Annotated in this window: 13 protein-coding genes; 5 read left to right on the forward strand and 8 right to left on the reverse strand. The window is 63.5% G+C overall.

What is annotated here, in order from left to right; all coding sequences use genetic code 11:
* Nucleotides 1–37: 37 nt before the first annotated feature.
* The 3 genes from catA to ACTJKX_RS29100 all read right to left on the reverse strand — a co-directional run bounded on the left by catA (nucleotide 38) and on the right by ACTJKX_RS29100 (nucleotide 2,527).
* On the reverse strand, nucleotides 38–976 hold the full coding sequence (gene catA / locus ACTJKX_RS29090) for a catechol 1,2-dioxygenase (RefSeq protein WP_440727377.1): 939 nt from the start codon (nucleotides 974–976) through the stop codon (nucleotides 38–40).
* A gap of 71 nt (nucleotides 977–1,047) precedes the next feature.
* Complete coding sequence (gene catC, locus ACTJKX_RS29095) at nucleotides 1,048–1,338, reverse strand: muconolactone Delta-isomerase (protein ID WP_149250260.1); 291 nt, start codon at nucleotides 1,336–1,338, stop codon at nucleotides 1,048–1,050.
* A 10-nt stretch (nucleotides 1,339–1,348) separates the two neighbouring features.
* A complete protein-coding gene (locus tag ACTJKX_RS29100; RefSeq protein WP_440727378.1) occupies nucleotides 1,349–2,527 on the reverse strand; it encodes a muconate/chloromuconate family cycloisomerase in 1,179 nt (392 codons plus the stop codon).
* A gap of 138 nt (nucleotides 2,528–2,665) precedes the next feature.
* On the opposite strand from ACTJKX_RS29100, the gene ACTJKX_RS29105 reads away from it, so the two are divergent.
* Complete coding sequence (locus tag ACTJKX_RS29105; RefSeq protein WP_440727379.1) at nucleotides 2,666–3,589, forward strand: LysR substrate-binding domain-containing protein; 924 nt, start codon at nucleotides 2,666–2,668, stop codon at nucleotides 3,587–3,589.
* 355 nt (nucleotides 3,590–3,944) lie between these two features.
* Here the strand turns inward: ACTJKX_RS29105 and ACTJKX_RS29110 are convergent, their stop codons facing one another.
* Complete coding sequence (locus ACTJKX_RS29110; RefSeq protein WP_440727380.1) at nucleotides 3,945–4,763, reverse strand: phytanoyl-CoA dioxygenase family protein; 819 nt, start codon at nucleotides 4,761–4,763, stop codon at nucleotides 3,945–3,947.
* Nucleotides 4,764–4,848: 85 nt separating this feature from the next.
* Between ACTJKX_RS29110 and ACTJKX_RS29115 the strand changes: the two genes are divergently transcribed.
* Nucleotides 4,849–5,748: a LysR family transcriptional regulator gene (locus ACTJKX_RS29115; protein WP_440727381.1), complete on the forward strand. Its 900-nt coding sequence runs from the start codon at nucleotides 4,849–4,851 to the stop codon at nucleotides 5,746–5,748.
* A 103-nt stretch (nucleotides 5,749–5,851) separates the two neighbouring features.
* Here ACTJKX_RS29115 and ACTJKX_RS29120 read toward each other — a convergent pair whose 3' ends face one another.
* The 3 genes from ACTJKX_RS29120 to hutC all read right to left on the reverse strand — a co-directional run bounded on the left by ACTJKX_RS29120 (nucleotide 5,852) and on the right by hutC (nucleotide 9,442).
* On the reverse strand, nucleotides 5,852–7,273 hold the full coding sequence (locus ACTJKX_RS29120) for an FAD-binding oxidoreductase (protein ID WP_440727382.1): 1,422 nt from the start codon (nucleotides 7,271–7,273) through the stop codon (nucleotides 5,852–5,854).
* A gap of 158 nt (nucleotides 7,274–7,431) precedes the next feature.
* Nucleotides 7,432–8,541: an aminotransferase class I/II-fold pyridoxal phosphate-dependent enzyme gene (locus ACTJKX_RS29125; RefSeq protein ID WP_440727383.1), complete on the reverse strand. Its 1,110-nt coding sequence runs from the start codon at nucleotides 8,539–8,541 to the stop codon at nucleotides 7,432–7,434.
* Nucleotides 8,542–8,680: 139 nt separating this feature from the next.
* Nucleotides 8,681–9,442: a histidine utilization repressor gene (hutC, locus tag ACTJKX_RS29130; protein WP_440727384.1), complete on the reverse strand. Its 762-nt coding sequence runs from the start codon at nucleotides 9,440–9,442 to the stop codon at nucleotides 8,681–8,683.
* A 386-nt stretch (nucleotides 9,443–9,828) separates the two neighbouring features.
* On the opposite strand from hutC, the gene ACTJKX_RS29135 reads away from it, so the two are divergent.
* From ACTJKX_RS29135 to ACTJKX_RS29145, 3 genes are read left to right on the forward strand one after another with little or no spacing between them, the layout of a single operon-like run.
* Nucleotides 9,829–10,725 carry an ABC transporter substrate-binding protein gene (locus ACTJKX_RS29135; RefSeq protein WP_394315316.1) on the forward strand — a complete coding sequence of 299 codons (897 nt, stop codon included), beginning with the start codon at nucleotides 9,829–9,831 and terminating at the stop codon, nucleotides 10,723–10,725.
* 45 nt (nucleotides 10,726–10,770) lie between these two features.
* Nucleotides 10,771–11,739, forward strand: coding sequence for an amino acid ABC transporter permease (locus ACTJKX_RS29140; protein ID WP_394315317.1), 969 nt, complete (start codon nucleotides 10,771–10,773; stop codon nucleotides 11,737–11,739).
* Nucleotides 11,736–12,524, forward strand: coding sequence for an amino acid ABC transporter ATP-binding protein (locus ACTJKX_RS29145; protein ID WP_440727385.1), 789 nt, complete (start codon nucleotides 11,736–11,738; stop codon nucleotides 12,522–12,524). Before ACTJKX_RS29140 ends, ACTJKX_RS29145 begins: the two co-directional genes overlap by 4 nt.
* Before the next feature lie 509 nt (nucleotides 12,525–13,033).
* Here the strand turns inward: ACTJKX_RS29145 and ACTJKX_RS29150 are convergent.
* Nucleotides 13,034–14,506 carry a nucleobase:cation symporter-2 family protein gene (locus ACTJKX_RS29150; RefSeq protein WP_440727388.1) on the reverse strand — a complete coding sequence of 491 codons (1,473 nt, stop codon included), beginning with the start codon at nucleotides 14,504–14,506 and terminating at the stop codon, nucleotides 13,034–13,036.
* Between the last annotated feature and the right edge of the window lie 41 nt (nucleotides 14,507–14,547).

Genomic DNA, 14,547 nt, shown 5'->3' on the forward strand with positions numbered 1-14,547 from the left:
CTCACCCTGCCGTTGAGGTCGCGCTGCCCAGTAACAATCAAGCTGCGGCGCGCTTGCGCTGGTCGTTGATCTGGTTGTCGACGCCGTCGACCAGCGCGGTCAGATGGATGTCGAACATGATCTCGGCGAAGGGCCCCTCCAGCCCGTTGGCGGCGATGCTGGCCGCGTCCGTCCGCTCGACGACGGCTGGAACGAGGCCGTCGCGGGTGGCATAGGCGAAGTCGTCATTGACCAGCGGATCGCCCTCGATGTTGATCTGGGTCGTCAGCTTGCGATGGCCTTCACCGCTGATGAAGAGGTGGATATGGGCCGGGCGCTGGCCATGGCGGCCAAGGGCGGAGAGCAGCTTTTCCGTCGGGCTGCCCGGCGGCACGCCATAGCCGTTCGGCACGATGCTGCGGAATTTGTAGCGGCCCTCGCCGTCGGCAATGATGGTGCGGCGCATGTTGAACGGCGCCTGCTTTCCGGTCGGATCGAAATGCGAGTAGAAGCCGCGGGTGTCGCAGTGCCAGACCTCGACGGTCGCCCCCGGCAGCGGCCGGCCGTCGGCGCCGCGGACGGTGCCGTGCATGATCAGCGTGTGGCCGTTCGTATCCGTGCCGTCGTCGAGGCGGGCGAAGCCATGTGAGACCGGCGCTCCGGCGACATAGAGCGGTCCCTCGATCGTGCGTGGTGTCGGGTTGTCGATGCCGAGCTCTGCGTCGATCGCGTCGAGGCGTTCGTCGAGGAAGTGATCGAGGCCGAGGCCGGGGGAAATCAGGCCCGCTTGTCCGGCCGCACCGATGTCGTTGAGCCAGGCGATGGCTGTCCAGTATTCGTCCGGGGTGATATCGAGATCGTCGATCGCCTTGAACAGGTCCGACATGATCCGATGGACGACGTGCTTGACGCGCGGATTGCCACCGTCCTTGTCGAGGCCGCTCAGGACCTTCAGGAAATCCTGGATGTCCGGCCTTGCGAAGATCTTCACGCTCATTTCAATCCTCCATTTATTGCTTTTGAATTTATGGGGGCCTCGTCATCATGGTCGCCCCGGATGCGGTGATGTCAGCCATCGCCGTCGCGGATCGAGGAGGGGTGCCGCAGCAGCGGCGCCACCTCGATACGCATGAACTTGAACAGCGGCAGACCCGAAAGGATTTCGTGCAGTTCCGCATTGTCCTTCACATCGAACACGCTGTAGTTCGCGTAGGCACCGGCAATACGCCAGATATGCCGCCACTTGCCGCTGCGCTGCAGCGCCTGCGAATAGGCCTTTTCCTTCGCGATGATTTCGGCCGCCTCACTCGCGGGCAGGTCGTGGGGGATGTTCACATCCATCCTGACGTGGAACAGCATGGCTCTCTCCTCAACCGGCGCTGATCGTCTTGCGCAGACCGTTGCGGGCGAAGAAGGCGACGCGTTCCTCGTCCAGTTCGATGCCGAGCCCGGGCCCATCCGGAACGGTCAGCTCGAAGTCGCTGTAATCGAGCGGCTGGCGCAGGATCTCCTGCGTCAGCAGCAGCGGGCCGAACAATTCGGTGCCCCATTGCAGATCGGCAAAGGTCGAGAAGACCTGCGCCGAGGCGATGGTGCCGACCGGCCCTTCCAGCATGGTGCCGCCATACAGGCCGATACCCGCCGCGTCCGCGATGGCCGCGACGCGCTGCGCGTTGTAGAGGCCGCCATTCTGCTCGATCTTGACGGCGAAGACGTCGGCGCCGGCGGTCTTGGCGATCTCGAAGGCGGATTCCGGCCCCGTCAGCGCTTCATCGGCCATCAGCGCCACGGGGAAACGGCGGACCAGCCGGGCCAGGGCGGCGGCCGAGGCCACGGGCTGTTCCACCAGTTCACAGCCGGCGTCGGCCAGTGCCGCCATGCCGAAGGCAGCCTCGGTTTCGCTCCAGGCCATGTTGACGTCGACACGCACCGCGCCGCGCTCGCCGAGCGCCCGCTTGATTGCGGTGACATGGGCGATGTCTTCCTTCAGCCCCCTGGCGCCGATCTTCAGCTTGAAGATGCGATGCCGGCGCAGATCCAGCATATGTTCGGCCTCGGCGATATCCCTGGCCGTGTCGCCGGAGGCGAGCGTCCAGGCCACCGGCAGCCGGTCGCGGCGGCGCCCGCCGAGCAATTCGCTGACCGGCAGGCCGAGGCGCTTGCCGTGGGCATCGAGCAGGGCCGTCTCCACCGCGCTCTTGGCGAAGCGGTTTTCCTTCACCATCCTGCCGAGGCGGGCCATTAGGACCTGCACGCGGGTCGCGTCCTCACCGGTCATGACCGGCGCAAAATAACTGTCGATGGCGAGCTTCATGCCCTCCGGGCTTTCCCCGCCATAGGCGAGACCGCCGATCGTCGTGCCCTCGCCGATACCGGTGATGCCGTCGCTGCAATGAACCTTCACCAGCATCAGGGTCTGGCCGTCCATGGTGGCGACCGACAATTTGTGCGGCCGGATGGTGGGCAGGTCGACGAGCAGTGTCTCGATCCGTTCGACGACGGGAGCGAGGGCTGTGGCCGGAGCGAGGGGGGCAAAAACCGTGTTCATGCTGCGATCCTGCGGCAGCCATGACGCCCCGTCCAACACCATTTGTGTTGGGCATGATACCTTGTAGGTATAGTACTGGGAAAAGTCCTCGAATAACGGCACTTACCGCAGTGCAACATACCTCCGAGGGAGGGTAAAATGGATCTTCGCCAGATCCGCTATTTCGTGGCGGTGGCACGCGAGCGCAATTTCACCCGCGCGGCCGAGCTCCTGCACATGGCGCAGCCGCCCTTGAGCCGGCAGATCCAGCTGCTGGAGGAGGAACTGGGCGTGCCCCTGATCATCCGCAAGAGCCGGCCCGTGCGCCTGACGGATGCGGGCCGGCTCTTCTACGAGCAGTCCCTCCAGGTTCTCGGCCGGGTCGACCAGATGCTGACGGCAACCCGCCGGGTCGGGCTGAACCAGAACAGCGTGTTTTCCATCGGCTTCGTCGCCTCCACCCTCTATGGCGGCCTCCCCGCGCTCGTGCGCAAGCTGCGCCAGCATGCACCGGAGCTCGACATCCAGCTCCTGGAAATGGTGTCGGTGCAGCAGATCCCCGCCCTGAAGGAAGGCCGCATCGACATCGGCTTCGGTCGGCTTCGCCACAGCGATCCCAATGTCACCGGCATCGTGCTGCGCGAGGAACGGCTGGTCGTCGCCATCCCCAAGGGCACGCCGCTGGCCGAAAGCAACGCACCGCTGTCGATCAGGACATTGGCGGACCGGAAGATCATCGTCTATCCCAAGGAACCGCGCCCCAGCTATGCCGACCATGTTCTCGGCCTGCTGCACGGCCATGATGCGCGTCCCGCAGAGGTTCAGGAGGTGCGGGAAATCCAGGCGGCACTCGGGCTGGTCGCGGCGGATGCAGGCCTATGCCTCGTGCCCGCCTCCGCCCGCCAGATGCGGTCGGACGTGCACTACAGGCTGCTGGAGGAGAGGGACGCCAGTTCTCCCGTCATCCTCAACCAGAGGGTCGGCGATAGCTCACCCTATATCGACCTGGTCAAGAAGCTCATCCAGGAAATGTATGCCGAAGATCCGCCCTGGCTGGACAAGGCCCACAACTATATTCCGTGACTGCGACGGCTAGGACTGCGCAGGGGCCCAAGCCGTATTGCGAGCCATTCGGCATTCACACGCGCGAAAATATTTAGGCGTAGCGCCATTCGGAGCTGCCGCCCGATTTGAATCAGGGAGGTCAGTGATTGATCCTTCCTGTGCACAAACCGGTGTTCACAAAGCAGAACCCCGCGGAATCATGAGACCTCGCGGGGGTTGGTGCATATTTGATTGGGTTGCGGGGGCTCAGGGCACGGCAACCCGTACTCCCTTGAAAACCCTCTATTGTAACGCCACGACCACTTGATTGCGGGTTGTCTTCCGCAGAGGGCCCTCGCTGGAAAAACAGCCGGCACCGGCCCTCGATGATGTGTCAGCCGACGTCGCGCGTAGCTCCACGTTGGAAAACCGTCGGGAACCAGTCTTCGCGCAGCTTTTCGCCCGCCGACATGCCGTGGCCGGGATAGGGAGGCGAGGTGCGGCCGGGCCGCTCGACATAGCGAGCGTCGTCTCCCACCAGGCGCAGGGAAAACGCCCGTCTGCGTGTTGTGGCATTGTTGCCGCGAGCGCCATGGAGCGTCATGTAGTTGAAGGCGACGGCATCGCCCGGCTCCATCTCCCACTCGCGAATATCCATGCCTTCCGCATCGGGATCGGGTACGGGGATATAGGCATCGCTGTCGGCGTAGAAATTCTCTTCCGAGAGCCAGCGCGTCGGCAGGACCGGCTTCGGCCAGCGATGCGAGCCGGCGACGCAGCGCAGCGACGCTTCGCGCACCGGATCCAGCGGCGACCAGAAGCTGACCGTCTGCGTCCCCTCGACAAAATAATAGGGACCGTCCTGGTGCCAGGGCGTCGGCTTCGATGTGCCGGGTTCCTTGACCAGGACATGGTCGTGGAAGACCTGGACCGAATTCGCCCCCATCAGGTCCGCCGCGACCTCGCCGGCTGCGGAGTGACGGATCACGGTCTCGAATTCGGGGATGCGCTCCCAATTGCAATAGTCGTCGAAGAAGCGGCCTGCCTCGCCAGGCTTGAGGTTCTCGGCGCCATATTGGCTGGGCTCCGCCATGTTGCGGGCCACACCCGCCCGCAGTCTCTCCACGTGATCCTTGAACAATCCGCGCACCAGCACGACGCCGTCGCGCTGATAGGCCTCGATCTGTTCCTGCGTGACGAGCGGATGTATCATTGCGTTCCTCCCTGCTTGACGGAACGAGCAAACAGGCAATCGTTTATAGTTTCAAATAATAAGTATCTAAACTACTCTTAGGCTCATGCTATATCTCACGCTTCGCCAGTTCGAGTATGTTTCCGCCGTGGCCCACTCCGGCAGTCTCTCGGCCGCGGCCTCGCAGCTCAACGTATCGCAGCCCTCGCTTTCGGTCGCCATCACGCAGGTCGAGCGGCGCCTGGCACGCAAGCTTTTCATCCGGCGCCGGGGTGCCCCGGTCGAGCTGACCGATTTCGGCCGGGATTATCTTGCCCAGGTCGAGGAGATCATCTCCCTCGCCCGGCAGTTGGATGATCCCGCCCGCAACCAACGCGCCACTGCCGGCCGCCTGACACTGGGGCTGTTCGAGGATCTGGCGCCGCTTCATATCGGCCGCCTGCTCAATGCCCTGCGCAGCAAGCTGCCGGGCGCCGAGATCCGCTATCGCATCGCCGATTTCGAGACACTCGCCCGCGACATGCTGCAATCGCGCATCGACCTCGCCGTGACGTTCGACCTCGGTCTCGACGCAAGCTTCCTGCGCCGACCGCTCGCGTCGGTCCAGCCCCACGCCTTGATGCGCGTCGACGACCCCCTTGCCGGCTTGCGGCAGGTCAGCCTCCGTGACCTCGGCCAACGTGCACTGATCCTCTTCGAGGAAGGCCTGTCGGTAAGACACGTCCTGGGCCTCTTCCGGCGGATCGGTGCAGAGCCGGTCGTTCGCCACAGGGTGCAGGCACTCGAGGTCATGCGCAGCCTGGCCGCCCATGGCGATGGCATCGGCATCACCTATGCAGGATCGAAAAGCAGCTGTGCCTATGACGGGACTCCCCTGGCCAGTGTGCCGATCGCCGAGGATTTCGCCCGGGAGCCGGTCATCCTCGCCTGCCCGCTCGACGGTGCGAAGAGCGCGATCCTGAATCCCGCCTCGCAAGCCATTGTCGAGGCGTTCGGCCACGGATGAGCCCTTCCGCAACATCCAAACTGGCGTCGCGGCATCGGACTTGATCCATAAATCGAAATAGACGCCATAGTTTCCTATATTGCGTCATTTTCCTGAATAAGATCTATCTCGATACAATGCGCTGGCCTGGCGCTTCGAACCGTTCCGGCAGGATCTTTCCCGGGTTCATGATGTTCTTCGGATCGATCGCCGCCTTGATGGCCGCCATCACATCCAGTGCCGGGCCCATCTCGCGCTCCATATAGGAACGCTTGCCCTGCCCCACGCCATGTTCGCCCGTGCAGGTTCCTTCCATGGAAAGAGCCAGCTCGTTCAGCCAGCCGATATAGGATTTGGCAGCGGCCCGCTCTGCCGGGTTCTCCGGATCGAGCACGATCAGATTGTGGAAATTGCCGTCGCCGACATGCCCCGCAATCGGAGCGAGCAGCCCCAGTGATTGGGCTTTCTCGGCCGCCGCGCCGATGCATTCGGCCAGTCGCGAGATCGGCACGCAGACATCGGTGCTGATGCCCTTGGCGCCGGGCCGCAGGCCCAGGACCGCCCAGAACAGGTCGTGGCGCGCCTTCCACAGCCGCGTCCGTTCCTGTGGGTCGGTCGTCCAGTCCAGCGCGGTGGCGCCGTGCTCGCGGGCAATTTCGCCGAAACGCACCGACAATTCGGCGACCGTGTCCGGCGTGCCATGGAATTCGGCCAGCAGCAGCGGCGTCTCCGGCAGGCTCAGCTGCGAATGGGCATTGACCGCCCTGACCGTGGTTGCGTCCAACAGCTCGATCCGCGCAAAAGGCAGACCGAATTGCAGGCCGCTGATGACGGCATTGCTGGCAGCTTCGACGGTAGGGAAGGAGCAGCGGGCCGCCGACACCGCCTCGGGAATGCCTCGCAACCGAACCGTGAGTTCGGTGATGATGCCGAGCGTGCCTTCCGAACCGACCAGCAGCCTAGTCAGATCGTAACCCGCCGCACTCTTACGCGCCCTGTGGCCGGTGCGGATCACCCGGCCGTCCGGCATCACGGCCTCGAGCGACAAGACTGCGTCCTTCATTGTGCCATAGAGCACCGCGGTCGTGCCCGAAGCGCGGGTGGCGGCCATGCCGCCGAGGGTTGCATCGGCGCCTGGATCGAGAGGGAAGAACAGGCCGGTATCGCGCAGATATTCGTTCAGGCGGCTGCGTGTCACGCCCGGCTGGATTACGCAGTCCATGTCTTCGACATTGACTGCAAGAATTCGGTCCATCCGCGTCAGGTCGACGGATATGCCGCCCCTTGGCGCATTGAGCTGGCCTTCGAGCGAGCTGCCCGCCCCGAAGGGGATGACCGGCACGCCGGCCTCGCTACACAGCCCGACGATATCGGCAACCTCCGCAGTGCTCTCGGCGAAGACCACGCCATCCGGCGGCTGGTTCTCGATCCAGGTGGTCGTGGAGCCATGTTGCGCACATATGGCCGCCCCGGTCTGGAAACGATCCGCGAACCGCTCGCGCAGGGTTTGGACGAACGCCTCGGGAAGGGTGCTTTCTCTCGACATGGCACTCCGCTGATTGTGCTGTCCGCAGGACGTCTGCGGAATGGACGAAGGCGCCCACGGCTTGCGAGCGGGACAAGACTATCCTGTCGCGGTCACGATGGTCGATAGGACGATCCCGCCATAGCCGCACCGGTGAACGGCATCGGGCAGATCGGCCTTTACCTCGACAGCCACGCTGCCGCCGCCTTCAGCAGAGCCTCGGTGGCGGCAGCTGTACCCGTCGTGACGCGCACCCCCTCGCCGCGAAAACAGCGTACCGCAATCCCGGCCGCGGACAAATGAAAGGTCAGCGCTTCCGCTTCCGCGCCGACCGCCAGCCATACAAAATTGGCCTGCGAAAGCGCGACCTCGAATCCTAGGGCCAAAAGTCCCTCATACATACGCCGCCGCTGCTCGAGGCTGGCGGCTATTCGCGCCGCGACCACATCCTCTTCGGCAAGGGCGGCGAGCGCCGCCGCCTGCGCGGTTGCCGGCAGCGGGAATGGCGGCGCGACCGCATTGGCCGCCGCAATGACGCTTCGATCCGCCAGGCAATAGCCGACCCGCATGCCGGCAAGCCCCCAGGCTTTGGAAAACGTGCGCAGCACGGCAAGGTTCCGATGCCGGGCGAGGCGGCGCGCGGGCGAGGCTGCAACCATCGCCGCCTCGTCGGCATAGTCGGCATAGGCCTCGTCGAGGATGATGAGCGTTTGCGCGGGTATGGCATCCAGCAATGACTCCAACTCGTCCGGCGCCAGCACGGTGCCGGTCGGATTGTTGGGGTTGCAGATGATCACCACCCGCGCCTCGCACCTGCAGGCATGGAGGATCGCTGTCGCATTCAGCCGGTGACGACCGTCGAGCGGCACCTCAACGAGGCGTGCGCCGGCTCCGCCGACGATGATCGGATAGGCCTCATAGGAGCGCCAGGGCGTGATCACCCTGTCGCCAGGATCGCAATAAGCGCGGATGAGCTGGTCCAGCATGGTGACGGAGCCCGCCGACACCGCGACCATGTCGGCGGGCAGACCATGCCGGTTTGCCAGCGCCTCCGCCAGCGTTTCGCCACGCAGATCCGGATAGCGGTGCGCGCCCGTCATTGCCTTGGCCACGGCGGCCTGGACGGCCGCGCTCGGTGGATCCGGTGCCTCGTTGGAACCGAGTCGGTGCGCGAACGCGATGCCGGGCCCGGCCCGGCCGCGTCCGTAGCCGGGCAATTCCGTCAGCCGCGCGCTGGGCTTGGGCGCGTCAGCTCCCTGATCGCCGATTGCAAACATTGGCCCCAACATGTCGGCATCCAAGTTATATAGAGTTGTATATGCAACTTGAATATCCTTCAGATGTCGAGCCCCTGTCAAGGCAGACGAAGCCTCTTTGGCGCAGTGAGGGCGAGGCTGAGCCGGCCAGAAACGCGGCGCGCCCGTCGCGTCAGCGACCGACAGGCATTCGCCCGGCAAGACTGAAGCGAGGACCCGGGTGCAGGAAGCGCGCGCTGGTGGCAATCATGCCGCGCGACCAGGTGCGGCGGCGCAGCAGAAGCAGCGGCTCGCCCTGCTTCATTTCGAGCAGCTTGCAGCTGAACTCATCGGCCAGGACGGCCTGAATGACATGCTCGACCTCCTCCAGGGGAGCCACGGCCATCAGGTGGACATAAGGCGTTATTTTGGTGAAATCCTGCTCCAGATAATCCGGAGAAAACTGCGGGTTTACGTATCTGTCTTCAATTTGCAGCGGTCTTCCGTTTTCCCGGTGAACCAGCAGTGAGTGAAATACCGTGGAACCGGGCACGACATTGAGCTCGGTCGCGAGATTGAGATCGCTATTGACCTCCTCCATCTTGATGACGTCTGTCGTATGTCGGTTCCCGCGCGCTTCGATCTCGGAATGGATGTTGCGCAATTCCAGGAAGGTGGATTGGCTCTGGCGGGCGGCGACAAAGGTGCCCGCCCCCTGCCGCCGCACCAGCACCCCCTCCGCGGCGAGGTCGCGCATGGCAATATGGACGGTCATGCGCGAGGCGCCCAACTGTTCCGAAAGGCGCGATTCAGACGGCACCTGATAGCCTTCCTGCCATTCGCCAGAATTGATATTCGCCAGAATATAGTTGCGCACCTGCTGGCCCAGCGAGACCCCGATCTCGCCGTTGCCGCGGGCCATCTCCTTCAAGGCGCCATCTCTTTTCTTGTTCATCTCGCCATGTGCCAATGCGTCTGAATCAAACAGGTCTACATGTTAATACAAGCTGCGTGGGGCAGCGGTCGAGAACCGCGATATCCCCGAAGGCAGGCTCGATGGGCAACCATTCCCAATAATGTATATAGCTATATAGTAAAACGAAATGCCCGCCAGTCCCGATACGCCGCCGTGTCGGGAAGAGCCGGAGCGCCAACCGATCCCATCTCGCTACCGAAGGGCGCTCCCCGGGACCTCAAGGACGGATCGTGCTTGACAAAAACGGCTTCGGCAAGTTGTATAAGCTAGTATATACATCTAATCACCAACCCATCCAGAACCAAAATCCGCGAGCTTCGAGACCACGTCAATGTGGCCCTCGCGATAAACAGGGGACTCAATGCATGGGCAATCAACGTCGTCGTCACGCTCGGTCGGCCTCGGCGACCGCAGCCGCGTTGTTCCTGGTCGGAGCAATGCTCGTAGGTACGGCTCATGCCGATACCGCCATTGCGACCAAGGCAGATCCCAAGATCCAGGCCATGCTGCCCGCCAAATTGAAGGAAGCTGGCCAGATAAGGGTCGCCAGCAACGTCGAATATCCGCCGTTCGAATATTTCGACACCGACAACACCACCATCATCGGCCTCGACAAGGATCTGGCAGAAGCGATCGGGCAGAAGCTCGGCGTCAAGCTCGAATTCCAGCATATGAGCTTCGATGCCATCATCCCGGCTCTCGCGGCCAACCGCTACGACATGGCGATGTCGGCGATGACCGACACCGAGGAACGACGCAAGAAGGTCGATTTCGTCGACTATTTCACCTCGGGTGGCGGTTTCCTGGTCAAGCAAGGCAACCCCAAGAACATCCATAGCCTGGCCGACATCTGCGGCATCTCCGTCGCAATCGACAAGGGCACCACGGAAATCGACGATGCCAAGAAGGCTTCGGACGACTGCGTGAAGGCCGGCAAGCCGGAAGTCAGCGCCAAGATCCTGCCCGGCACCAGCCAGATCGTCCTGGCCTTGCAGGCGGGCCGGGCCGATGTGGCCATGATCGACACCGCTGCCGGCGCCTATATTGCGCAGCAGCACAAAGGCTCCTTCGAGGTGCCGGGCACCTCCTATGCACCGCGTCGCTACGGCTTGGTGCTGCCCAAGGGCTCCGACGAACTGGCCAAGGCCCTCCAGGCCTCCGTGCAGGCTTTGATCGACGAAGGCACCTACGGCAAGATCCTGGCCAAGTGGGGACAGGAGGTCGGCGCCATCAAGACGGCCACGATCAACGACGGCCAATAAGGGATGGAGGTCGCAACCCGGCAGCCGCAACTTCGGGAGCCAGCCATGTCGGTCAACGAGACCCGTCCGAAGGGAGCGGATGTCGATCCCACGATCGACCTGGCCATCAGGCCGGCCAGTCATCCCTGGCGTTGGGTGGCCATCGCCTTCGTCGCCCTTCTGGCGGCGATGCTGGTGCACACGCTCTTCACCAACCCGCGGTTCGAATGGGCTGTGGTCGGTCAATATTTCACCTCGCAGACGATCTTGCTGGGCGTATGGCGTACTCTCGAGCTGACGGCCATCGCCATGGTGATGGGTGTCGCGCTGGGCGTGATGCTGGCGGTCATGCGGCTGTCGCCGAACCCCATCCTGTCGGGTGCATCATGGCTTTTCGTGTGGTTCTTCCGCGGAGCGCCGCTGCTGGTGCAATTGCTGGTCTGGTACAATCTGTCGGCCCTGTTTCCCCATATCTCGCTGGGCATCCCGTTCATCGGTCCCGACTTCGTCGAGCTGGATGCCAATGTGCTGATCACGCCCTATGTGGCGGCAATCCTCGGGCTCGGCCTGAACGAAGCCGCCTATAGCGCGGAGATCATCCGCGCGGGCATCATTTCCATCGATCACGGCCAGACGGAAGCGGCCCAGTCCATCGGCATGTCGCGCGGGCGGCTGCTGCGGCGGGTGATCCTGCCGCAGGCGATGCGCGTCATCATCCCACCGCTCGGCAATGACACCATCAACATGCTGAAGATGTCGGCCCTGGTCAGCATCATCGCCGTCCCCGAACTGCTCTTCGCCGCCCAGACGATCTATACGCGCACGTTCGAGACCATTCCGCTGCTGCTGGTGGCGGTCATCTGGTACCTGATCATCGTTTCGGTGATGAGCGGCATCCAGTATTACATCGAGCGCCACTACGCCCGCGGCAGCAGCCGTAACCTCCCTCCAACGCCCCTGCAAAGCATCGGCGCGTTCTTTGGGCTGTCGCGCAACAGCCGGCTCGATCCTGGCGAGAAAGGGAGCGCGTCATGACCTTTCAACCAAAGCCGCCGGCCAAGATCATGGTGCAGGCGACCGGCGTGCGGAAGTCATTCGGCGCCCTGGAGGTTCTCAAGGGAATAAACCTGTCCGTTTCGAACGGCCAGGTGATGTGCCTGCTCGGCCAATCCGGTTCCGGCAAAAGCACCTTCCTACGCTGCATCAACCATCTGGAGCGTATCGACAAGGGCCGCATCCGCGTGGATGGCGAGCTGATCGGCTACAGGGAGCACAAGGGCTACCTCCAGGAAATGCACGAGCATGAGATAGCGCGCCAGCGCATCCATATCGGCATGGTGTTCCAGCACTTCAATCTGTTCCCGCACATGACGGTTCTCCAGAACATCATGGAGGGACCGGTCGGGGTGAAGCGGGAGCCGCGCGAGGACGTGAGGGAGCGCGCCCAGGCCATCCTGAAGCGCGTCGGACTGGCTGAGAAGGTCAACGCCTACCCCCGCCAGCTGTCCGGCGGGCAGCAGCAGCGTGTCGCGATTGCGCGCGCCCTCGCCATGCAGCCCAAGCTCATCCTGTTCGACGAACCGACCAGCGCCCTGGACCCCGAGCTGGTCTCCGATGTGCTGGACGTGATGCGCGATCTTGCCCAAAGCGGCATGACGATGATCGTGGTGACCCACGAGATCGCCTTCGCCCGTGAAGTGGCTGATCATATCGTCTTCATGGCCGGCGGCGAGATCATCGAAGAAGGTAAGCCCAGGGATGTACTGGGCAACCCATGCCATCCACAAACGCAAGCCTTTCTCTCCAAGGTGCTTGTATAGGGATAGACAAACATCGTTTAGTCGTTGTCTTGAACCGGGAGTTGCCGCCTGGCGGAGACGCAGGCGTAGCAAGTTTGACGAGAGCGTCGTGCCGAAAAGTGGGTATCGGTTTCCGGCAGAGACGATGCGGCAACAATCAATTACAGCATCGTGATCGGGTCGGAGATCGGGCACGATGCTGTAAGTGGCCGATGATGTTGCTCCCAGGTTTTATCCAGCACTGAGTTTGCTCTGGAGGTTGGAAATCCAGGTTCGGGGGCGGTGCTGCCCACGCGGCAAGCGGCCCTTGATAGGAAACAGCGCCGCCCCGCACGCTCCCATCACCGCGTCCCGACGTGAGGGACCGATGATTGCCTCCGAGAAGGTGGCCTTGCCCCGTGCGTCCAGCGCATTTCGAGGCGGGCGCGAGACGGAACGGATTTCACGATGGGACTCCGTTCATCAAGCCGTTGCTACCGCTTCGTCATCACCAACATGCCGGCGGGCATGCATAAACCCACGGCTCTCCCTCAATGGTGGCCCTGTTCCTCGACCTTCACCTCGCTGCCATTTGCATCATAGAGCTTGCCGTTGAGGAAATAGTCGCCCTCATGCAGCATCGAGATGTCCTGGTAGCGCAGAGTGCGCTCCATGCCGGCGACGAACACCGATTGCTGGTCGGAATTGCCGGCCCTGAAATGGTTGAACACCAGGTTCAGCGTGATCGCCATCAGCGCGGCCGAGCTGATGCCGGAATGGAAGATGGTGACGAACCAGGACGGGAAGTGCTCGTAGAACTGGGGTGCGGCGATCGGGATCATGCCGAAGCCGATCGAGGTCGCCACGATGATGAGGTTCATGTTGTTGGTGTAGTCGACCTTGGAGAGCGAGCGGATGCCGCTGGCCGCCACGGTGCCGAACAGCACGATGCCGGCCCCGCCCAGCACCGCGGGCGGCACGGCGGCGATCACCCGCCCCATCACCGGCAGCAGGCCGAGCGTCACCAGGATGAGGCCGGCGGTTGCGACCACGAAGCGGCTCTTGATGCCGGTGACGGCGATCAGGCCGACATTCTGGGCAAAGGCGCTCTGGGTGAAGGAGCCGAAGATCGGCGCCAGGGTCGAGGAGAGCATGTCGGCGCGCAGGCCGTCGCCGAGGCGGCGCGAGTCGACCTTGGTGCCGATGATCTCGCCGACGGCCAGGATGTCGGCCGAGGTTTCCACCAGGGTGACGATGATGACGATGAACATCGAGACGACGGCGGCGATCTGGAAGGTCGGCCAGCCGAAATGGAACAGGCTGGGCAGGGCCGCGGTGGGGCCGCTGGCGACCTTGGAGAAATCGGTCATGCCGAAGGCCATGGCGATGGCGGTGCCGATCACCATGGCGAGCAGGATCGACAGGCGGGAGATCGCAGCGTTGCCGAGCTTGCTCAGGAGCAGCACGATGCCGAGCGTGGCACCGGCGAGCGCGATATTGGGCATGCTGCCGAAATCGGGGGCCTTGGGATTGCCGCCCATGGCCCAGCGTGCCGCCACCGGCATCAGGGTGAGGCCGATGGTGGTGATGACGATGCCGGTGACCAGGGGCGGGAAGAACTGGGTGATCTTGGAGAAGACCGGGGTGATCAGAAGCCCGAGCAGGGAGGCGGCCATGACCGCGCCGAGCACGGCCGGCAGGCCGCCGCCGGTGGGGCTGACGACGATGGCCACCATGGTGGCGACGCCGGCAAAGGAGACGCCCTGCACCAAAGGCAGGCGGCAGCCGAACAGGGGCAGGCCCAGGGTCTGCAGGATGGTGGCAAGGCCGCCCGCGAACAGCGAGGCGGTGATCAGCATGCCGACCTCCTCGGGCGCCAGGCCGGCCGCCTGGCCGACGATCAGCGGCACGGCAACGATGCCGCCATACATGGTCAGGACGTGCTGCAGGCCATAGGCCAGGTTGGCGCCGATGCCCAGATTCTCGTCTTCAGGGCGCTGCAAAGCTGGGGCAGCCGTGCCGATCGATGTGGAACTCAAGCCGGTTTCCTCCTTCACGCGTTCTT

It is taken from the genome of Labrys sp. 22185, from assembly GCF_052045555.1.
Taxonomy (GTDB): Bacteria; Pseudomonadota; Alphaproteobacteria; order Rhizobiales; family Labraceae; genus Labrys; species Labrys neptuniae.